We start from the raw sequence: 20,888 nt of genomic DNA, 5'->3' as shown, positions 1-20,888 counted from the left end.
GCCCCGCCGGCCGCCTTCGCCGATGAACCGAATCGGTCGCGCGCCGCCATCGGCAGCGACGCGCGCCGCGTCCGTCACTCGGGTGTCGCCGCGAGTGCGCGCTCCATGCCGAACACCGCGGGCCGCAGCCGCACGTAGCAGAGGAACGCCACCGCGCACAACACGATCGCCGCGATCAGCGCCGACTGCGTGCCGACGCGCTCGATCAGCGAGCCGCCCGCGACCGAGCCGACGCCGTAGCCGAGCGCGACACAGCCCGGCGACAACGCGGCCGACTTGCCGATCAGGTCGTACTGCGGGATCGTCGCGTAGATCAGCAGCGCGCCGCCCGTCCAGCAGCCGATGAACACGATCGCACCGAGCGTGAAGGTCGCAACCGACGCCGGCATTGCGAGCAGCACGGCGGCGACCGCGCAGCCGCCGAGATTCGCGAGCGTCCAGCGGCGCAGCCCCGCGCCGGCGCCGAGCTTCGGCATCGCCGCGCAGATCACGAGGCTCGCGACGTTCGCGACGCCGAGCACGAGCGAGACCGCCTTGCCGCTCAGGCCCGCATCGGTGCCGATCTTCTCGAGGAAGGTCCACACGACGCCCACGCCGCCGTACAGCGCGAGCTGCGCGCACAGCACCAGCATCGCGCCCTTGCGGTCGATGCCGCCGCTCGCGCCGTCCGGCATCGGCGCCGCCAGCGTCTCGCCGCGACGAAACAGCGGCGTCGCGAGCACGAACGCGCCGAGCACCGTCGCGACGAAACCGAACACGCCGTGCGCGCCCCACGTGTCGCTCAGCATCGGGAAGATGGTCGCAAGCAGCACCATGCTCCACAGCACCTGCCCCATCAGCATCATCCCGAGATTGCGCTCCGGCGCACGCGAATACGACAGGTAGCGCAGCGCGATGCCGTTCAGCCCGCCCGAGCCGACGCCCGCGACGAACTGCAGCGCCGAATACGCGACGAGCCCGTGCGTCGCGAGCGTGCCGAGGTTCGCGCCGGCCGCGAGCGCGACCGCCGCCGCGAGCACGAGCCGCACCGGCTGGCGGCCGAGCACGAACGCGACGAGCAGCGTGCCGGTCGATTCGCCGAGCACCTCGACGAAGCTCGACAGCCCGAGCGCCGCTTCACCGAAGCCCCAATGACGTTCGACCTGCCCGACGATCGCGGGCAGGCCGAGAAATACCGTCGGCCCGAGAATGCCGAGCAGCAGCATCACGACGACGAACAGCGCGCTTTCCTGTCGCGCTTCACCCTGCAGATTCACACCAGTCATTCCGTGTCTCTCTCCGTGTCCGCGGTGCGGACCGTCCCCTCGAGGGGTTGTTGTCGTGCGGCGGCCGGACCCGCGCCGCCGCGGCGCTTACATCGGGAAGCCCATCGCCTTGATGCCGTTGATCCACGCGCGCTTCCAGCCGCCCTCTTCATCTGCGCCGTCGAACGCATGAAACGTGATCTTCGCGGCGACCCAGCGCATCGGTTCGGGCGGGATGTAGCTCGGGCTCTGGTTCGCGATGTCGAGCTTGCGCTCGGGACTGTCGCGATCGAACAGGATGTTCAGGCCCATGAACGCGCCGAACCGGCTTGCCGCGACGCCGAAGCCCGTATAGCCGGCAACGAACACGGCCTTGTCGCCAAGATAGCGCTTCGCGAACACCGAGCCACGCGAGCAGTAGTCGATCGGGCCGCCCCACGCGTGCGAGAAACGCACGTCGCTCAGTTGCGGGAACGTGCGATAGAACGCTTCCGCGAGCCGGATGTAGGTTTCGCGCTGGCCGTCCTGATGCGGTTCGGGATCGCCGTCGAAGTGATAGCTGACCAGCCCGCCGAAAATGATGTTGTTGTGCTTCGTCAGCCGGAAATAGTTGAGCTGCGTGCGCGTGTCGTACACGCCCTGGCGATTCTTCCAGCCGATCCGCGCAAGCTGTTCGTCGGTGAGCGGCTCGGTCGCGAGCACGTGGTCGCGCACCTGCATCACGCGGCGGTTGATGTCGGGAATGCCGACCTTCGCGGTGCCGCTGCCGAACACGACGCGCGGTGCGCGCACGCTGCCCTTCGGCGTCTTCACGAATACCGTGCTGCCTTCGTCGGTCACGGTCGTGAGCGGCGTGTGCTCGTACAGCTTCACGCCGAGCGACAGCGCCGCGCGCTTGAGCCCCCACGCGAGCTTCGCCGGGTGCACGATGCCGCTGCGATTGCGCGACCACAGCGCGCCCGCGAACAGCGGCGAGTTCAGTTGCTCGAGCGTTTCCTCGCGGTTGAGCAGCACGACGTTGTGCCCGTACTCGCGATGCAGGTCGTAGTCGCCCTTCAGGTGCGCGATGTGCTCGGGGTCGACCGCCACGGTCATTTCGCCGTTCCACTCGATGTCGGCGTCGATGTCGTAGCGCTTCAGCGTTTCCTCGAAACCGTCGAGGTTGCGATGGCCGAATTCCTCGAGCTGCGCGATGTCGTTCGGGAACACCCGCACCGCGTTCGGCAGCCCGTGCATCACCGACGTCGAGATGATCCCGCCCGCGCGGCCCGATGCGCCGTGCGCGACCTTGCCGGCCTCGATCAGCACGACGTTCAGGTGCGGCATCTGTTCCTTCGCCTGCACGGCCGTCCACAGCCCGGTGAAGCCGCCGCCGACGATCAGCAGGTCGGCCGTCACGTCGCCGACGAGCGCCGGCTCGGTGGCCGGCGCGGCCGGGTTGTCGAGCCAGTACGGGAACAGCTTCGTATTCGCGAGCGCGTCGGCGGCGCTCAGTGCGACCGGTGCGCCGCCCGTGGCGTGCGCGTGAGCCGGTGCGGCTTGCGTTGCTTCGTTGACTTCCATTTCCATGATCCCAGGCATCCCACGTGAACGCGGCCCGCGCCTGTCATGCATGCGCGGCGTGCCGATTTCGCCGATTTCGCCGATTTCGCCGATTTCGCCGATAGCGACGATCGGCGCAAGCGCCGCAAGCCGCGACGCGTTCCGCCGGAACGCGCGCAACGGACGTCGCTTGCGGTCGATCGAAAACACAACCGCCGCCGGACCCGCGTCAACCTGACGACGACGCCGCGGCGGCAGTTGCTCACATCACGACTTCTCGAGCAGCACGTAGAACTTCTTCGCGTCCTCGATCGTCTCCCAGCGTCCTGCGAAACCGGCCGGCAGCAGGTAGCCCTGGCCCGGCGTGAATTCCTTGCGGTTGCCTTCGACGTCGGTCAGCGCGATCCGGCCCTCGACCAGCCACACGGCTTCGTCGGCGGCGGTTTCCGGGAACTCCACCGAGCCGGCCTTGCCTTCCCACCAGCCGATCAGGTAGTTGCCGCTCTTGCCTTCGGCCGCGCGCCAGTCGCTTTCGTCCATCCCGAAGTCGAGCTTCGTGAATTCGCCAATGCCTGCGCCGAGCGGCAGGATGTCCTTGATCAATTTGGTCATCTGAATCTTTCGTCTCTTGATTGAAAAAAGCAGAGACAAAGTTACGCATTTACACTGCCCCGGTATGCCCCCCTTCGGGGGGGACAAGCCGCGTTTTCCGGGGCAGGCAAGGTCGCAGGACTCCGTACCGTATTTCTCCCTAATGACGTTTTCGTCGCCGAACGCTAAAATCGCCCCCGCTTTTCACCCGGGGAACCGCATGCTGCTCAACGTGAACCCCTTCCACCGCGACACCGACCGCTTCGACGTGTCGTTCAAGGCGCTGGGCGAGCTGATCGAGACGGTCGGCACCCCGCACTTCGTGCCGCGCCTCACGCAATTGCTGAACGAAGTGGTGCCGCTCGACGTCGCGCACGTCGAACGTTCGCGCGTCGACGGCTCGATGCCCACCGGCTACCGCTGCGAATGGATCGGCAGCAGCGGCATCGGCACCGAGGCCGCCGAAATCTCCGACGTGATGACGCTCTACTACGATCGTTTTCTCGACAGCGATCCGTTGTTCGCGGGGCTGCGCGGCAAGACGGGCACGATGCTGGTCGTGCGCGACATCGCGGCGATCCCGCCGGGCGAATTCCGCCAGCGGATCTATGACGACGTGCATATCGGCCACGAATGCGTGCTCGCGCGCGGCACCCGCTATGCGCAGCATTCGATCGCGCTGGAGCGCGGCCGCGACCGTCCGCCGTTCACGCTCGCCGAGATGAACCGCTTTCGCAGCATCAGCGACGTGCTGTTCCCGCTGCTCGAACTGCACGCGTCCACCACCGCCGCGCGGCGGGTCGCGCATCCGACGCCCGAAGTGCATCCGCTCGCGCAGTTCGATGCGCGGATCGCGGCCGACGACGTAAGGCTGTCCAAGCGCGAATACGAAACCTGCAAGCACCTGATCTCCGGCAAGACCGTGCCGGAAACCGCCGACATCCTCGGCGTGCGCGTCGCGACGGCCGAGTCGTACGTGAAGCGCGCGTTCCAGAAGCTCGGCGTGCGCACCAAGCGCGAGCTCGCCGCATGGGGCTCGGCCGTGCCGGCGTTCCCTCCCTCTGCTTCGCACCACGCCGCCACCGACGACGACGCGCCGCCCGCGATCGCCGGCTGATCGCTCGCGCCCCGTCGCTTACGGTTGCGCCGGGTCGATGCGGCAGCGCCGCTCGCATCGAGACCCGTCGATGTAAACGTTGCGACTTCAAAATCTTCGGGCCCGCGTTCTCCTCTACCATCGGCCGATCGTTTTTCACCGGAAAGAGGAGACGGCCCCATGCACCGCGAACTGAACCAACCGATGGGCGGCAACGAGATGCCGCGTTTTGGCGGCATCGCCACGATGATGCGCCTGCCACAGGCCGACACGACCGACGGCCTCGACGTGTGCTTCGTCGGCGTGCCGCTCGATCTCGGCACGTCGAACCGCTCGGGCTCGCGCTTCGGCCCGCGCCAGATCCGTACCGAATCCGTGCTGCTGCGCCCGTACAACATGGCCACCCGTGCCGCGCCGTTCGATTCGCTGCAGGTCGCCGACATCGGCGACGTCGCGACCAACCCGTACGACCTGAAGGATTCGGTGCGCCGCATCGAAGAGGCATACGACGAGATCGTCGCGAACGGCTGCCGGCCGATCACGCTCGGCGGCGACCACACGATCGCGTGGCCGATCCTGCGCGCGCTGCACCGGAAATACGGCAAGGTCGCCGTGGTGCACGTCGACGCGCACGCGGACGTCAACGACACGATGTTCGGCGAGAAGATCGCGCACGGCACGCCGTTCCGCCGCGCGGTGGAAGATGGCCTGCTGCAATGCGACAAGGTCACGCAGATCGGCCTGCGCGGCACCGGTTACCACGCGGAAGACTTCGACTGGTGCCGCCAGCAGGGCTTCACCGTCGTGCAGGCGGAGGAGTGCTGGAACCAGTCGCTCGCACCGCTGATGGCGCACGTGCGCGAACGCGTCGGCGACACGCCGGTGTATCTCAGCTTCGACATCGACGGCCTCGACCCGTCGTTCGCGCCCGGCACCGGCACGCCGGAAATCGGCGGGCTGTCGGTGCAGCAGGGGCTCGAAATCATTCGCGGAATGAAGGGGCTGAACATCGTCGGCGCGGACCTCGTCGAAGTGTCGCCGCCGTACGATCCGACCGGCACCACCGCGCTCGTCGGCGCGAACCTCGCGTTCGAAATGCTCTGCGTGATGCCGGGCGTCGCCTACCGCTGACCCGCCAATCCGACCGACAGGAAAACCGTCATGTCCACCGCTGAGCTTTTCCCTTCCGCCACGACGCGCGTGCTGCCCGCCGCGCACATCGCCGGCCGGCCCGTGCGCACGCATTCCGACGAGGCCGGTGCGCCGATCTTCAACGCGTCGACCGGCGAGACGATCGGCTGGCAGGAGTTCGCGACGGCCGCGCACGTCGACGCCGCGGTTCGCGCCGCGCATGACGCGTTCGCCGGCTGGCGCGACACGCCGCCCGCCGAGCGCGGCCGCCTGCTCGCGAAGATCGCCGAGCGCGTCGAAGCCGACCGCGAGCGCCTCGCGGCGCTGCAGATGCAGGTGAGCGGCAAGCCGCCGTTCGAAGCCGACGCCGACGTCGGCGACGTCGTCGCGACGTTCGCGTATTACGCGCAGCTGTGCGACGACCCGGCGCTGTTCGCCGCCGAGCCGGTCGCGCTGCCGAGCGACGCCGTCGAGGCCGAGCGCTTCCACGACGCGGTCGGCGTCGCCGCCCTGATCATGCCGTGGAACTTCCCGATGGTCACGACCGCGTGGAAGCTCGCGCCTGCGCTCGCGGCGGGCTGCACGGTCGTGCTGAAGCCGTCCGAGCTGACGTCGCCGGCCGAGCACGCGCTGATCGACCTGATCGCCGAAGCCGGCGTGCCGGACGGCGTCGTCAACGTCGTGAACGGCGGCGCCGACGTCGGCGCGGCACTGAGCGCGCATACGCTGATCGACAAGATCTCGTTTACCGGCAGCACGGCCGCCGGCCGCAAGGTCATGCAGGCCGCGGCCGACGACATGAAGCGCGTGACGCTCGAACTCGGCGGCAAGTCGTCGCTGATCGTGCGCGACGACGCCGATCTCGACGTCGCGGTGTCGCTCGCCGTCGCGGGCGCATTCACCAACGCGGGCCAGATGTGCTCGGCCACCGCGCGCATCCTCGTGCACGACAGCATCTATCGCAGCTTCATGGCCGCGTTCGAGACGGCCGTGCGCGCGCTCGTCGTCGCGCCGCCCGGCACCGAACAGGTCGCGATGGGTCCGATGATCTCGGCCGCGCAGCGCACCCGTGTCGACGCGATGCTCGAACGCGGCATCGCAGCGGGCGCGCGCGTCGCGTTCAGCGGCCGCGTGGCCGATGGCGGCGGCGACGGCTTCTTCATGGCGCCCGTCGTGATCGCGGAACCGGCCGCCGACAACCTGCTGTGGACCGACGAGGTGTTCGGCCCGGTCGCGTGCGTGAAGTCGTTCCGCACCGACGACGAGGCGATCGCGCTCGCGAACGACACGCGCTACGGGCTCGTCGCAACGATCGTCACGCAAGACGCGGACGTCGCGAACCAGTTCCAGGCGCGCGTGCGCGCCGGGCTCGTGTGGATCAACGCACCGCAGCTCATCTATCCGCACGTGTGCTGGGGCGGCTTCGGGTTGAGCGGGATCGGCCGCGAGCTCGGCGTCACGGGCCTGCGCAGCTATCAGGAACTGCGCCACGCGATGCGCGCGATCGGTTGACCAGGGCGGCCTTTCAGGCCACTGGCGGCGCCGCGCCCGGCAGGGGCGGCGCCGCCTTTTTTTGCGCCATCGATATATTCTGTAAAATATATCGACATCAGCACTACCGGAGAACCGCCATGCCCCGCCCGCCGACGGATCGCGCCCCGTTGCGCGCCGCACGCGCCCACGCGCCCGCGCCGACCCTGACGCGCAGCATCAGCGCGCTCAGACCGTTGTCGAACGACGGACGCGCACAGCAAGTCACGGACGTCGTCGACGCATTCCGGCGCCTGCGCGGCAGCGTCATGCGCTTCATCCGGCTGTTCTCGGCTGCGACGGACGAAACGCTGTCCGCGCTGAGCCTGCGCGAACTGTTGGCGATGCTCGAAAGCGACGCGCGCGCAGCGTGCTTCACGCGCGTGCCTGCCCTCGAACGGGCGATCGGGCAGGCCCGCAGCCTCGAGCGCACCCGCGACGACGTGTTCTCCGACGCGTTCAGCAACGACCCGGCCGCGATGCGCAACGCGGTGGCCGCGCTGGAGCGCGTCGACGTGCTGCTGGTCGGACTGTGCGTCGAACACGTGATGGAACGCCATATGCAGCAGCCGTCGCCCGGCACCCGCCACGCATCGCACCGCGAATCCGCAGAGCCTTGCTGAGCGGCGAACGCGGCGTTTCCCCGGAATTTCGTTCGTTATATTCCGTGGTATATTTCGCCAATCTTTCGCGCATCCGTCTCCGGCCCACCGGGCCGGGATCGAGGTTCACATGCACGCTCCGCCCTTTCGCCTGGCCCGCACGGCGGGTCTGCCGTCGTCCGGCGGCGCTTCGCCCAACGACGCGGGGCGGATCGACGCCTGCTGCGCGCCGTCCCGTGCGCAACAAGCCGAACTGAAGCGCCGCACGCGCCTGTCCGAGCTCGATTCGAACCTGCACTGCTCGATCATCGGCACCTGCCTGACCACGCACGAACTGCGCAAGCTCGTGCCGAAATTCACTGATCTGGACCGTCGGCACGCCACCGACCTGGAAATCCACCACGCGGCCGTCGAGCTCGCGATCGAGGGCGCGGCCGGCGGCAAGGCGTTGCACAAGGCGCTCGACGAGCGCTACGCGGGCGCAATCCGTGCGTTCGACAAGGCAAAGGATGCGGACGCACTCCTCGCGCTGTGGCAGGACGCACTGAAAAGCGGCGACATCCCGCCCGCGTACTGGGCGCTGATGACGCATCCGCGCACGACGATGACCGTGCGCCAGGCCGCGTTCGGCGACCTGCACATGCTGTCGCATCTAGTCGGCGCGGCGAATCGCGCGGATATCCGCCGGCTGGTCGCGTTCGAGGAAGAGCATGCGGCGCTGCACGCGAAGATCGAACGGCAGCAGGCGCGCCTGCACGAGATGAGCGTCGAGCGCGACGCTGCGCTGAACGAACTGGATGCGTGCCGCGCACGCGAGAGCGCGCAGCCGATGAGTGCCGAAAGCGCGTTGCGCAACGAAGTGCGCGAGTTGCGCGACGCACTGGCCGCGCGCGACGAACGTCTTGCGCTGCACACGAGCCGCCGAGAGGCGGCGGAACAGCGGATCGCCGCAGAGCAGGCGAGCGCCCGCGCGATGCGCGCGCGGCTCGACGACCTGATGGCGATGGTAAAAACGTTGCGCGCCGAAGCGAGCGCGATCGAACAGGCCGTGCAGGCGTCGACAGACGATCCGGCCGCCCCCGTCGCGGAATCGCTGTCGATCCTGCGACACAAGCGTGTCGTCTATGTCGGCGGCCGGCCCGGCTCGAATCGTGCGATCCGGCGGATCGTCGAAACGGCGGGCGGTGACATGACGTTGCACGACGGCGGCATCGAGGACCGCAAGGGTCTGCTGGCCGCGGCGCTGCCGGGTGCGAACCTCGTCGTGTTTCCGGTCGACTGCATCGACCACGATTCGGTGAACCTGCTCAAGCGGATGTGCGAGCGTCACCAGATCGCGTATTACCCGCTACGAACCGCGAGCGTCGCCAGTTTCGTCGAATTGATCGGGCGGCTCGATGCGCATGCGCGCGAGCTCATGCCGCCGGATGCGCAGGCGGGCGAAGCGTCGCGCTTCTGCCTGCGGCACGGCTAGGCCGCCGGCTGCACCGCCCGACAGCGCGATCGCGCAATCCTCAGCGGCGCACCATCTTCGTCAGCGCGGTGATTTCGTCCGCGCAGGCCGCGTAAGCACGCTCCTCGATCTCGCGATAGAGCCGGATGATCTCTTCGCCGACCGGTGTGAGCACGCTGCCGCCACCGCTCTGTCCACCGTGTTCGGACACCGTCGCAGGCGACTTCAGCGACCGGTTCAGCTCGTCCATCAGCAGCCACGCGCGCCGGTACGACATCTCCAGACTGCGCGCCGCCGCCGAAATCGACCCGTGCTCGCGCACGGCCTCGAGCAGCGCAACCTTGCCAGGCCCGAGCGCGATCGTGTCGCCCTGCTGGATGCGCATTCTGAACCGCACCGCTGGCTTGGGATGTGCCGAAGTCTTCATGTTTTCCGCCGGTTGAACGATGCGGCCAAGCATACACGAAGGCAGGCCCGGCGCAGCGCCGGCTCAGAGCTCCATCACACGCGCGACGATGCCCGCCAGCCGCTTCACGTGACGCGGCGCGGGCATGACGTCCGCACCGGAAAACAACAGCGGCGCACCGTCGTCGATCGACAGTGGTGTGTCGCCGCACTCGAACGCGACGATCACGCGTTCGCCGACTGGCGTGTTGAACAGCTCGTGCCAGGAAAACGTGACCGCGTAGCCGTCGTGCGCATACGCGATGAACACCATGCGTTTGAAGTCGCCCGGCATGTCGTTGCGCAGCCCGGCCGCCTCGATCAGGTCTTTCAGCCGCGCGCCGCGATACGGCTCCACGGAGCGGATGAAACGGTTCGTCGTGAAGCAACGCAGGTCGAACGGCTCGGCGCTCACGCACACGTGGCGCCGCAAGTCGTCGAGCGCGACCGTCATTGGCCGCTCGAATGCGCCGGCCAGCGCGATCGAACCCGCCGCCGCCTCATGCGCCGAAGGCACCGTCGTGCCAGCCATCTCCATCGCCCGCCGCCGGGCGGCGCCATCGTTGTATCGACGAATATATTACGCCGGGAAACGGCCGCGCGGCAGAATGCGTGCCGCACAGGCGGGATAACGGCACTGGATCACGACAGCACGATCTGCCTGATGGCCTTCCTGAGGTTCTTGTAGCTGTCGACCGACTCCGCCTTCTGGTCCGTCACCAGCGTGCCGATCCGCGCGGGTTCGCAAAAGCCGATCCGGCTCGTCGTGCCAAGCTTGCTGAAATCGGCGAGGATCGCGACGTTCGACGCGTTGGTCACCATCGCGCGCGCGACTTCCGTTTCCATCCGGTCGTAGTTCGTCGCGCCGCGCACGTGATCGACGCCGACCGGTGACAGCAACGCGAGATCGGCCCGGTAGCGGAAGATCTCGGCGATCGTCCCGTCGCCGACCGTCGCGGCCGCGCGGCTGCCGATCATCCCGCCGAGCAGGATCGTCTCGTTCTTCGCTTGCCCGGGGTCGCTCGAGCGCATCTTCAGCGCGACGTCGATCGAATTCGTGACGATCGTGAGACCGGACAGCTTCGACAGTTCCTCGGCCAGCAGCGTGGTGGTCGTGCCCGCGTCGATGAAGAGCGTCTGCGAGCCGGTGACGAGCCGGGCCGCGGCGCGCGCGATCGCGAGCTTCGCCTTCACGTGCGTTTGCGCACGCTCGGCGATCGGCGCTTCGTCGCCCACCTGCACCGCGCCGCCGTGCACGCGCTTCAGCTCCCCCATCGCCTCGAGATCGACGAGATCGCGACGCACGGTTTCCCGCGACACGTTCAGGTCGGCCATGATCCGGTCGGTGGAAACGCGCTGCATCTTCGATAACAGAAGCCGGATCCTCTGATATCGCTCTTCTTGCCACATGAAATGTCCTCGGAAATGAACGTCAATGTTATTCGAACCGGGTCTATGCGGCGCTTTCCTCCATCTTTTTGATGCCGACGAGGGTCTGCAGGGATTGACGGACCGCCTGGAACTCGCTGTTCGTCATCTTCGAAAACACCACGTGGATCCGATCGTCATCCGGCGTCACGTCGTCCTGCTCGATGATGAACTGGACGATGCGCGCCTGGTCGATCCCGGGCATCGCCTGCAACGACGTCAGCTTCACCGCGCCACGGCTCGCGAGGATGCGCACGCCCCAGCGCTGCCGCGTGGCGAAAAAGCGCTTCTCGATCGGCTTCAGGCCCGCGAGGATCGCCAGCACGATCGCCGTCGCGGCGATCGCGGCAACGTACATCCCGCCGCCCACCGCGAGTCCGACCGCCGCCACGACCCACAGGCTCGCCGCGGTCGTCAGGCCGCGGATGATCTCGCCGCGCAGCATGATCGACCCGGCGCCGAGAAAGCCGATGCCCGACACGACCTGTGCGGCGACCCGCGACGGATCGAGCGACACGTTCTTCGCGTTCTGGATGTCCGCGAAGCCGAATGCAGACACCACCATCACAAGCGCAGCGCCGACGGCCACCAGCATGTGCGTGCGCAGCCCGGCCGCCCACGACAGCCGCTCGCGCTCGATGCCGATGATGCTGCCGAGCAATGCGGCCAGCAGCAGCCGGGAAATGATTTCCATCTGACTGATCATTCGAAGTCTCCTTACGTTACCCAACTTGATGAAGCGCGGGCCGCGCGGTGTGCCGCACGACTTCGCCTGCTTTCGGTTTCCTGACGATCCGGATTCATCGCAAGTTGTATTTTTGTGCGAACTTGCGATTTTGTGCGTTCTAATATACGGTACGAAACACGACACGGCTAGCCCCGGATGCGTTTGTTTCATCCGATCAATACGATCGACCGTCGGAACCTGTCGGACCCACTACGCAACACGATCCGGAATACTTGCTTAGGAGACCAACATGACGAAAAAGGTATGGATGCTGGCTGCAACGCTGGTCGCGTCGATCGCGACGGCCCCCGCTCACGCGTCTGAAGGCGACGTCTGCAAGAAGGTGACGCTCGGCGATGTGGGATGGAGCGACATCGCAGCCACCACCGGTGTCGCGATGATGCTGCTCGACGGGCTCGGCTACGAAGCCAGCAAGACGATCGCGTCGCCGCCGATCGTGCTGGCCGGCGTGAAGAAAGCGCAGATCGACGCGTTTCTCGGCTACTGGGATCCGAGCATGACACCGACGGTGAAGCCGTTCGTCGATGCCGGCGCCGTGCACCTGTTGCCGCAGCCGAACCTGGTCGGCGCGCGCTACACGCTGGCCGTGCCGCAATACGCATCGGACAAGGGCCTGAAGAGCTTCGCCGACATCGCCAAATTCCGCGACCAGCTCGACGGCAAGATCTACGGAATCGGCGCCGGCAACAACGGCAACGCGCTGATTCAGCGGATGATCGACAAGAACGAATTCGGCCTGGGCGGCTTCAAGCTCGTCGAATCGAGCGAGGCCGGGATGCTGGTCCAGGTCACACGCGCCGTGCAGGAGCACCGGATGATCGTGTTCCTCGCGTGGGAGCCGCATCCGATGAACATCAACTACAGGATTTCCTATCTGGAAGGCGGCGACAACGTGTTCGGCCCGAACTACGGATCGGCGAAGGTCTACACGGTGGTCACGCCGGGCTACCTCGAACACTGCCCGAACGTCGGCCGGCTGCTGACCAACCTGAAGTTCACGACCGACGAGGAAAACCAGCTGATGGTGCCGATCATGAACCACGCGGATCCGGTCGCGGTCGCGAAGGACTGGGTGAAGAAGAACCCCGGCGTGCTGTCGAAGTGGCTCGACGGTGTCACGACCATCGACGGAAAGAACGCCAAGGACGCGATCGACAAGCTGATCGGCGCGTAAGCACGCAATACAGGGACTTTCACATGCACAAGCATCTGGCGCTGTTCGATCTCGATCACACACTGCTGCCGCTCGACAGCGATCAGGCCTGGGGCCGCTTCATCACCCGGGTCGGCTGGCGGGAGGACGGCGAGCACGCCGCACTGATCGACGAGCACTACGGCCACTATGCGGCCGGCACGCTCGACATGGACGCGTATCTGGCCGTGACGCTCGCGCCGCTCGCCCGCTATCCGCGGGAGCAGCTCGCGCACTGGCACGCGCAGTTCATGGACGAGGTGATCCGGCCGGCCATCACGCCGCAGGCGCGCGCGCTGGTCGATCGCCATCGCGAGAACGGCGATCTCTGCTGCATCGTTACCGCGACCAACGTGTTCGTGACGGGGCCGATCGCTGCCGAGTTCGGGATCGAGCATCTGCTCGGCATCGAGCTCGATACCGACGACGGCACGCCCGGCGGGCAGTTCACCGGGCGCAGCACCGGCGTGCCGAGCTTTCGCGAAGGGAAGATCGTACGCACCACCGAATGGCTGAATTCGCTCGGCTACACGCCGTCGGATTTCGAGCGGACCTACTTCTACAGCGACTCGATCAACGACGTGCCGTTGCTGGACTACGTCACGCATCCGGTCGCGACCAATCCCGATGCCCGGCTGTCGGATGTCGCCGGCACGCGCGGATGGCCTGTCATGAAGTTGTTCTGATTCGGGCGATATTCTCGGCTGTTCATTTCATGTCAGGAGGGGCGATGAAATCAGGAACAGGCACGACGACTTACAAACATTCAGGAATCCGACTCGAATCGGGCCGGTGCAGTACCGCACCACTGCCACGTGCGGAACACCGCCTTCCGCACTGGCCCGGTGTTTTCATGATCGCGCTCATTTGCACGCTCGCCGGTTGCGGCGACGGCGACTCAGGCGCCCCCGGCAATCCCGCCGCGAACCGCGCGTCGGTGTCGAGCCCGGCCGCCGTGCCGGTCCTGCACTGCGCCAGCGCATGCCACTGACGGACCGACGCCCACGTCCGCACGACGGTCGTCGCAATGTGCCGCGCACGACGCGCGGCGGTGCCCGGCCGGTCCGAGCGGCCACTCACGACAGAGAGCGATCATGCTAGACAAATCCACAACACGACGTCAGTTCCTCGCCGATGCGCTGAAGCTCGCGGGCGCCACCGCGGTCACCGGCATGCTGCCCGAAAGCATCCTGCGCGCGCAGTCGATCCCGGCGGCCACCATCACCGGCACCCTTCAGGACGTAAAGCACGTCGTGATCCTGATGCAGGAAAACCGGTCGTTCGACCACTACCTCGGCACGCTGCGCAGCGCGCGCGGCTTCGGCGACCCGCGCCCGGTCGTGATTTCGAGCGGCTACCCGGTCTGGCGCCAGCCGTGGCTGCTGTCCTACGCGTTCCCGTTCAACCCGTCGTCGCCGGCCGGCGTCGCGAACGGCGACACCTACTACGGCGACCTCGACCACAGCTGGAGCGGCACGCACAGCGCATGGAACAACGGCCGCTACGACAACTGGGCCGACGCCAAAACCAGCGGCACGATGTACCACTTCACGCAGAACGACATCCCGTTCTATTACGCGCTGGCGAGCGCGTTCACCGTGTGCGACGGCTACCACTGCTCGATGCTCGGCCCGACGGACCCGAACCGCCTGTATCTGTGGACCGGCTGCTGCGGCAACGTGCCCGGCTATGCGCCGTACACCACCAACACGATGACCGGCACCGGCTGGACCACGATGCCGGAACGGCTGAACGCGGCCGGCGTCACGTGGAAGTTCTACCAGGACAAGGGCAACGGGCTGGATTCGGGCCACGGCTACGGCGAATACAACAGCTCGAGCAAGGATCTCTGGTGGAACGGGAATTACGGCGACAACGTGATTCTCAACTTCAGGCAATACCAGAATCTCGGCGCGAACGATCCGCTCGCGCCCGCGCTGAACGGCACGCAGATCGACCCGAGCGGCGGCGGCACCGAATACGACACGCGTCTCTTCAGCCAGTTGCAGGCCGACGTCGCGAACGACACGCTGCCGCAGGTATCGTGGATCGCCGCGCCGTACGCGTACTGCGAGCATCCGTCGTGGGCCGCGAGCGGCGGCGAATGGTACGTGAGCAACGTGCTCAATGCGCTCACGTCGAACCCGAAGGTATGGGCCAGCACGGTGCTGCTCGTGATGTACGACGAGAACGACGGGTTGTTCGATCACGTGCCGCCGGCCGTGCCGTCGAGTGCGTATGCGGGCACCGGCCAGTCGACGGTGTCGACGGCGGCGGAATTCGTCGGCAGCAGCGGCGCCGCGTCCGACGGCTCGGCGAGCGGCGACGTGCCGATCGGTCTCGGCCCGCGCGTGCCGATGTTCGTGATCTCGCCCTGGTCGAAAGGCGGCAAGGTCAACTCGCAGGTCTTCGATCACACGTCGGTGATCCGCTTTCTGGAAGCGCGCTTCGGGCTGCAGGAAACGAACATCACGCCGTGGCGGCGCACCGTGTGCGGCGATCTCACGTCGGCGTTCGACTTCGCGAACCCCGACCAGACGATTCCGGCGATCCCGAGCCCGGCCAGCAACATGAACCCGAACGGCTCGACGGTCATCATCCCGCCGGCCACCACCACCGCGGTGCCCGCCCAGGCAGTCGGCCGCAACGCCGCATGCCGGCTGCCGTACGAGTTCTTCGTGCAGGGCAAGGTCAACCGGTCCGGCAAGACGCTCTCGCTCACGATGACCAACACCGGCACGGCAGGCGTGCATCTGCAGGCTTGGGTCGACGGCACCAGCACGATTCCGCGCCAATACACGATCGGCGCCGGCGCGACCGCATGCACGAACCTGTCGGATGCGCTCGCGCTGAACTCGACCGGCGGCTACGACTATTCGGTCTACGGCCCGAACGGCTTCCTGCAGACCTTCCGCGGCAGCATCGGCGCGTCGGGAAATACGGGATCGCCGGCCGAAGTGAGCCTCTGCTACGACGTGCGGAACGGCAACGTACAGATCACGCTCGACAATACCGCAGGCTCGAGCGCGACGACGTTCCAGCTCGTCGACAACGCGTACGGAATGAACGCCGCGCAGTCGGTCAGCGTGCCGGCCGGCGCGACGCGGGCCGTCACGTGGTACGGCGACGCCGGCTGGTACGACGCGAGCATCCGCGACGCGAACGATCCGAACTTCCTGCGTCGCGTGGCCGGCTGCGTGCAGGCGCAATCCGGCGCGCTGCTGACCGATCCGGCGATCGGCAATACGAACGGGAAGTTCGTCCCGGTGCTGTCGTCGCAGGGGGCGTCGTACGGCACGCTGCGCTTCGATTACGTCGTGCCGCCGTGGCGCCACAGCCCGAAGAACTGGGTCGGCATCTATGCACGCGGCGCGCAGCCGGCCAAGGGCGGCTACAAGTCGTGGGCATATCTGCCGAAGAGCACCGGCTCGCTGCTGTTCTCGTCGACCGCCAACAGCTCGCTGGCGTCGGGCCAGTACGATGCGTGGTTCCTGTTCGACGACGGTTATACGCCGCTGGCGGGCCCCGTCGCGATCGGCATCTGAGGTGCGCTGCGCGCCGGGCGACGCGCGTTAGCGGCGCGTCGCCCGGCGGCCTGCTCACGCTTATACGAGCAGGTCTTCGTGGAACGCGCCGAACGGGCGCGTCGGATGCGCGATCTGGACTTCCAGGATCCACAGCCCGGCAGCGGGCGCGCCGTCGAAATCGCCGAGATTGCCGGCCTTGTAGATCGCGTGCGGGAAATCGCTGACGCGATGGCCCTTGATGTCGACGTTCAACCGGAAGCCGTGCGCGTCGGCGCGCTGCGCCGCGAATTCGTACAGCGCGATGCCCGCGCATCCGGTGCTGCGCCAGTGGTGCTCGACTTCGTCGTAAATGACGCGTGCGGCCTGCGCGCAGGCCCGCATGTCCGGATCGTCGCCGCAGACGAAGGTCGCGCCCGCGTCGCCCTCGTGCTTGTTCCACACGGCGCCGAGGTCGATGAAGAAAATGTCGTCGGCCGCGAGTACCGGATCGTCGACCGAGCGTTCCTTGAACGTGCGCAGCGTGTTCTCGCCGAAGCGCACGAGGATCGGATGCCAGATACGGTCCATCCCGAGTTCCTCGAGCACGCGCAGCCCGAGCGCGTTGGCCTCCGATTCCCGCATGCCGGGCCGGATACCGGCCGCGATCGCGTCGACGGCCTGCCACGTCATGGTTCTTGCATGCTGCATCGCATCGAGCGAAAAAGCTTCGCCGACGGCTTCCCGGTGCGTCGAATTCACAATGGTGCTCCCGTGCTGATGAATGTGGGTCGGTGCGTTCGAATATCGTTTCGATATGCACAATCGAATATATCGTGTTCCGCGCCGATGCGTCGTCTGGTTGCGGAGTTGCGTGCCGTCACAGCGAAACGGGCGCTCCGCACTGGAGCGCCCGCTTTGCGGACATCGGCGGCCTCGGCGACGTCCGTGCTGCAAGTGGTAGACAATGGTTCGGGCTTCTGTCGCCTTGCCTCCACAGGCGCCGCACGGCATGCCGGCATGCCCGGCAGCGGCGATCCAGTGGCGGCCGCCGAGCGCGGCCGGGTATGCGCCGACATCCCGCATGATCGGGCATTGAACGGCGCCGCGACGAACGCATCGTGCAAGCGCGGCAATCCGAAACGGGAACGGGAAGCGAGGCTGGCCGCACGACGGCGGCGCCCGCCCCCGGGGGATACCAGACAATCCTGCCGAAGACAGGACACCGACACATGGACCGAGCCGGGCACATCAGCATCGAACAGGTGACAGACCTTCCCCCCGACGAACTGAACGCGTGCGACGTCTCGTTCGAGATCGCGGGGGAGCTGAATGCGCCGTACCAGGATCTGCTCGATCTGCGCGCGCTGCCCGTGCAGCGCGAGGACTACGGCTTCGACCCGACCGGCGGGGCGTGCAACGCAGCCGGCGGCAAGGTATCAGCCGGTTCCTGCCGGCCTCGGCGGGAGCGTGGGCGCGCAGCCGCGGGTTCGGCTTCATGCGGCTGGAGACGCAGGCGAACAACGTCGCGGCCTGCTACACATATGCCCGAGCGCGTTTCGTGGTGGGCGGGCACGACCGCTTCCTGTACGGCGACGGCGCGAACGACAGCGAAGTCGCCCTCTTCTGGCGCAAGGACCTGCGCGACGGGCAGAGCGCGACAAGCCCGACGGTCGCCCCGGAATCGGTGCGGCCGCCAGCCTGACCGGGTTTCGGCCGCCGCCCCGCTTCGGAATTACCTGTTGGTCACTTCCGCGTCGCGACGATGAACAGGCGCGGAAACGGCAGCAGCACGCTGCCGTCGTCGAGCACCGGATAACCGTTCGGCCCCGCGACGGCTTCGCGGTAGCGCGCGACGAACGTATCGCGCTCGCCTTCGTCCAGCGCCGCGAGGAACGGCCGCAATGCGCTGCCCTTGAACCATTCGACGACCGCATCGGCACCGCCGCTCAGCGGGTGGTAGTACGTCGTGCGCCACACGTCCACCCGCGAACACAACGGCGACAGCAACGCGTAGTAGTACCGGGCATCGAACCGCTCGGTGCGCGCCGCCTTCTTCAGTTTCTCCGCCCATGGCCCGGCCGCGGCCACGTCGCGCATCAACCGGTGTGCCGGTTCATCGAGGTTGTCCGGCATCTGCACCGCGAGATGGCCGCCCGGCGTGAGCCGGCCGACGAGCGACGGAAACAGCGTGTCGTGCGCGGGCACCCATTGCAGCACCGCGTTCGACAGGATCAGGTCGTAGCCGCCCGGATCGTCCCACGTGGCGACATCGGCCAGATCGAAACGCAGCGCAGGCAGGCGCTTGCGCGCGGCCGCGATCATGTCCGGCGACGCGTCGATCCCGCGCACCGTCGCATCCGGTGCGCGGGCGATCAGCGCCTCGGTCGAGTTGCCGGGCCCGCAGCCGATGTCGATCGCGGTGCGGATCGGCGTGTCCGGCACGGCAGCCAGCAGATCGCGCACCGGCCGTGTGCGTTCGCGCTCGAATTGCACGTACTGGTTCGCGTATGGGTCGAGTGGGGTCGTCATGATATTCCTCCGGGTCGGCGTGGACGGTGCCGGGATACGGGCAGCCGTCGATGCAACGCATTCTGCGATGCCGATGATCTTCAGTAAAATGAATTTAATATCGCTATTGATTCAAAATTCTGATGAAAATCGATACGCTGGGTGTGCAAGCCTTCGTCGCGATCGCCGACGGCGGCAGCTTCAGGCAGGCAGCCGATGCGCTGCACGTCACGCAAACGGCCATCACGCAACGGTTGCGCAAGCTCGAAGCGTTTCTCGGCGTCGCGCTGGTCGAGCGCACGACGCGCCGCACGGCGCTCACCGAGATCGGCCGGCGTTTCCTGCCGCAGGCGCGCCGGCTCCTGAACGAGCTGTCCGATGCACTGACCGAAATCCGCGAGACGGGCCTGAGCCAGCGCGGCGACGTGACGATCGCGTGCGTGCCGACCGTTGGTGTTCAATACCTGCCCCGCATTCTGCGCGCGTTCTCCGAACGCCGGCCGCACGATCGCGTGAAGATCCTCGATCACGCATCGGCGTCGGTGCTGCAGGCCGTATTGCGCCGCGAAGCGGAATTCGGGATCGGCATCGCCGGCGATCGGCACCCCGAACTCGTCAGCGTGTCGCTGACCGACGACCCGTACGTGCTCGTGTGCCGCGACGATCATCCGTTCGCTAAGCGGCGGCGGATTCGCTGGGCGGCGCTGCAGCCGCATCCGCTGATCTTCGCCGGCGAAGTGAGCGGCAATCGCGGCTTGCTCGAAGGTGCGCTGAAAACGAGCGGCATGTCGCTGCATTCGTTCTACGAGGTGCAGCGCAGTTCGACCGCGCTCGGGCTCGTCGCCGAAGGGCTCGGCGCGGCCGTGGTGCCGAAGCTCGCGATTCAGAAGAATGCGTATCCGATGATCCGCGCGATCCCGCTCGTCGAACCGTTGGTATCGCGCACGCTCGTGCTGGTGACGCGCAAGACCGCGCAGTTGTCGCCCGCGGCGCGGGCGTTGTACGACATGATCGTGGAGCGCGCGGCGCCGGGGCGCTGATCGGGGATGCGGCGAGGATGCTTCCGGAACGCTCCGTTGCCCTGTGGCACGACATCGGTGGACGTCAGGAGGAGGAGGAGGAGGAGGAGGAGGCTGTCGCAGGCGGGCCCTGCCACCACCGCGCAATCTCGCTCACAACGTCTTGACCATGAACACGCGCGCCGTGCCTTCCGGTTCGCATGGCACTTCGCCGAACGCCTCATAACCATGCTTGCGGTAGAAATCCGGCGCCTGGAACGTAATCGTGTAGAGCACCGCACGGGCGCATCCGCGCCGCTTCGCTTCCGCTTCGGCCTCGCCCAGCAGCCGGCTGCCGAAGCCGCCGCCGCGCAGCGATTCCGGCAGATAGAAAAGGTCGATGAAGAACAACCCGAGCGACGTCCGGCCAGTGAGGCCGCCCAATATCTCGCCGGTCGCGGGATCGGTCACGTAGACGTCGAGCGCCGCCGTGTCGGATCGCCCAGTCATCGCGTGGTTGAATTCGCCGAGCTTGCTGCTGATGAAGTCGCGTGCGGCCGGTTGTTCGGTATCGGTCAGCTGGAAGGAAACGTCGGGACGTGCGGTCATGTAGTCAAGGCGTACGAGAACGGGCCGTCGGGCGCACAGCGTCCATCACGGGCGTCGCAAGACTATAGCGCGTCTGCATGCAGCTTGACGGGCGCCAAAAGACTCCTGACGCACTTCATGACAAAAGCGCAAACGGCGGGCGCATCGCGCGCCCGCTGCTTCGACACCCGCCGCACCCGCTCAGGCCGTCGCGAACGCCGCCTTCATGTCGGCCACCCGACGCCGCTCGCGCGCGATCATCGCCTGGTTCACGACGATCACGCCGA

21 protein-coding genes and 1 pseudogene are annotated in these 20,888 nt (G+C 67.1%); 12 read left to right on the top strand and 10 right to left on the bottom strand.

The features are described from left to right. Nucleotides 1–74 precede the first annotated feature (74 nt). The 3 genes from DIE13_RS30115 to DIE13_RS30105 all read right to left on the bottom strand — a co-directional run bounded on the left by DIE13_RS30115 (nt 75) and on the right by DIE13_RS30105 (nt 3,398). Complete coding sequence (locus DIE13_RS30115) at nt 75–1,265, bottom strand: MFS transporter (protein WP_124830662.1); 1,191 nt, start codon at nt 1,263–1,265, stop codon at nt 75–77. Between the two features lie 87 nt (nt 1,266–1,352). Continuing rightward, nucleotides 1,353–2,813, bottom strand: a complete 1,461-nt coding sequence (locus DIE13_RS30110; RefSeq protein WP_124830661.1) for an FAD-binding oxidoreductase — start codon at nt 2,811–2,813, stop codon at nt 1,353–1,355. A 240-nt stretch (nt 2,814–3,053) separates the two neighbouring features. Then, complete coding sequence (locus DIE13_RS30105; protein WP_121858102.1) at nt 3,054–3,398, bottom strand: cupin domain-containing protein; 345 nt, start codon at nt 3,396–3,398, stop codon at nt 3,054–3,056. 199 nt (nt 3,399–3,597) lie between these two features. On the opposite strand from DIE13_RS30105, the gene DIE13_RS30100 reads away from it, so the two are divergent. From DIE13_RS30100 to DIE13_RS30080, 5 genes are all read left to right on the top strand, one after another. Continuing rightward, nucleotides 3,598–4,494: a helix-turn-helix transcriptional regulator gene (locus tag DIE13_RS30100; RefSeq protein WP_124830660.1), complete on the top strand. Its 897-nt coding sequence runs from the start codon at nt 3,598–3,600 to the stop codon at nt 4,492–4,494. 159 nt (nt 4,495–4,653) lie between these two features. Next, complete coding sequence (speB, locus tag DIE13_RS30095) at nt 4,654–5,604, top strand: agmatinase (protein WP_124830659.1); 951 nt, start codon at nt 4,654–4,656, stop codon at nt 5,602–5,604. Between the two features lie 30 nt (nt 5,605–5,634). Continuing rightward, nucleotides 5,635–7,116, top strand: a complete 1,482-nt coding sequence (locus DIE13_RS30090) for an aldehyde dehydrogenase family protein (RefSeq protein WP_124830658.1) — start codon at nt 5,635–5,637, stop codon at nt 7,114–7,116. Nucleotides 7,117–7,235: 119 nt separating this feature from the next. Beyond that, nucleotides 7,236–7,757 carry a hypothetical protein gene (locus tag DIE13_RS30085; RefSeq protein ID WP_233410073.1) on the top strand — a complete coding sequence of 174 codons (522 nt, stop codon included), beginning with the start codon at nt 7,236–7,238 and terminating at the stop codon, nt 7,755–7,757. Nucleotides 7,758–7,866: 109 nt separating this feature from the next. Beyond that, the gene (locus tag DIE13_RS30080) at nt 7,867–9,210 is read left to right on the top strand and encodes a DUF2325 domain-containing protein (protein WP_124830657.1); all 1,344 of its coding nucleotides are present in this window, start codon (nt 7,867–7,869) and stop codon (nt 9,208–9,210) included. Between the two features lie 40 nt (nt 9,211–9,250). Here DIE13_RS30080 and DIE13_RS30075 read toward each other — a convergent pair whose 3' ends face one another. From DIE13_RS30075 to DIE13_RS30060, 4 genes are all read right to left on the bottom strand, one after another. Continuing rightward, a complete protein-coding gene (locus tag DIE13_RS30075) occupies nt 9,251–9,574 on the bottom strand; it encodes a winged helix-turn-helix domain-containing protein (protein WP_124830682.1) in 324 nt (107 codons plus the stop codon). A 105-nt stretch (nt 9,575–9,679) separates the two neighbouring features. Then, on the bottom strand, nt 9,680–10,171 hold the full coding sequence (locus tag DIE13_RS30070) for a molybdopterin-dependent oxidoreductase (protein WP_124830656.1): 492 nt from the start codon (nt 10,169–10,171) through the stop codon (nt 9,680–9,682). Between the two features lie 104 nt (nt 10,172–10,275). Next, nucleotides 10,276–11,043 (bottom strand): DeoR/GlpR family DNA-binding transcription regulator, encoded by a 768-nt coding sequence (locus tag DIE13_RS30065; protein ID WP_124830655.1) that lies wholly within the window; start codon nt 11,041–11,043, stop codon nt 10,276–10,278. 43 nt (nt 11,044–11,086) lie between these two features. After that, complete coding sequence (locus DIE13_RS30060; protein WP_124830654.1) at nt 11,087–11,767, bottom strand: MgtC/SapB family protein; 681 nt, start codon at nt 11,765–11,767, stop codon at nt 11,087–11,089. Nucleotides 11,768–12,038: 271 nt separating this feature from the next. Here DIE13_RS30060 and DIE13_RS30055 point away from each other — a divergent pair, with 271 nt between their 5' ends. The 4 genes from DIE13_RS30055 (at nt 12,039) to DIE13_RS30040 (ending at nt 16,546) form a co-directional block, all read left to right on the top strand. Further along, a complete protein-coding gene (locus tag DIE13_RS30055; RefSeq protein WP_124830653.1) occupies nt 12,039–12,983 on the top strand; it encodes a choline ABC transporter substrate-binding protein in 945 nt (314 codons plus the stop codon). Between the two features lie 23 nt (nt 12,984–13,006). Further along, nucleotides 13,007–13,687, top strand: coding sequence for an HAD family hydrolase (locus DIE13_RS30050; protein ID WP_124830652.1), 681 nt, complete (start codon nt 13,007–13,009; stop codon nt 13,685–13,687). A gap of 167 nt (nt 13,688–13,854) precedes the next feature. Next, the gene (locus DIE13_RS33595; RefSeq protein ID WP_233410071.1) at nt 13,855–13,992 is read left to right on the top strand and encodes a hypothetical protein; all 138 of its coding nucleotides are present in this window, start codon (nt 13,855–13,857) and stop codon (nt 13,990–13,992) included. A 103-nt stretch (nt 13,993–14,095) separates the two neighbouring features. Then, entirely contained in the window at nt 14,096–16,546 is a 2,451-nt protein-coding gene (locus DIE13_RS30040) for a phosphocholine-specific phospholipase C (RefSeq protein ID WP_124830651.1), read from the top strand. Nucleotides 16,547–16,606: 60 nt separating this feature from the next. On the opposite strand, the gene DIE13_RS30035 is transcribed toward DIE13_RS30040, so the two are convergent. After that, the gene (locus DIE13_RS30035) at nt 16,607–17,266 is read right to left on the bottom strand and encodes a M24 family metallopeptidase (RefSeq protein WP_124830650.1); all 660 of its coding nucleotides are present in this window, start codon (nt 17,264–17,266) and stop codon (nt 16,607–16,609) included. Nucleotides 17,267–17,736: 470 nt separating this feature from the next. Between DIE13_RS30035 and DIE13_RS33725 the strand changes: the two are divergent. Next, nucleotides 17,737–18,209: pseudogene (locus DIE13_RS33725) on the top strand (GNAT family N-acetyltransferase). Nucleotides 18,210–18,250: 41 nt separating this feature from the next. Here the strand turns inward: DIE13_RS33725 and tam are convergent. Next, nucleotides 18,251–19,036: a trans-aconitate 2-methyltransferase gene (gene tam, locus DIE13_RS30025; RefSeq protein ID WP_124830649.1), complete on the bottom strand. Its 786-nt coding sequence runs from the start codon at nt 19,034–19,036 to the stop codon at nt 18,251–18,253. Nucleotides 19,037–19,158: 122 nt separating this feature from the next. Between tam and DIE13_RS30020 the strand changes: the two genes are divergently transcribed. After that, entirely contained in the window at nt 19,159–20,055 is an 897-nt protein-coding gene (locus DIE13_RS30020; protein ID WP_124830648.1) for a LysR family transcriptional regulator, read from the top strand. Nucleotides 20,056–20,187: 132 nt separating this feature from the next. Here the strand turns inward: DIE13_RS30020 and DIE13_RS30015 are convergent, their stop codons facing one another. Further along, nucleotides 20,188–20,622 carry a GNAT family N-acetyltransferase gene (locus DIE13_RS30015; RefSeq protein ID WP_124830647.1) on the bottom strand — a complete coding sequence of 145 codons (435 nt, stop codon included), beginning with the start codon at nt 20,620–20,622 and terminating at the stop codon, nt 20,188–20,190. Nucleotides 20,623–20,706: 84 nt separating this feature from the next. Between DIE13_RS30015 and DIE13_RS33175 the strand changes: the two genes are divergently transcribed. Further along, a partial coding sequence (locus tag DIE13_RS33175) for a hypothetical protein (protein WP_221622220.1) occupies nt 20,707–20,888 on the top strand: 182 nt, incomplete at its 3' end.

The organism is Burkholderia sp. Bp9016 (genome assembly GCF_003857765.1).
In the GTDB taxonomy this organism is placed as follows: Bacteria; Pseudomonadota; Gammaproteobacteria; order Burkholderiales; family Burkholderiaceae; genus Burkholderia.
The sequence above is the reverse complement of the archived record's forward strand: the minus strand, read 5'-3'. Positions and strand labels throughout refer to the sequence as shown.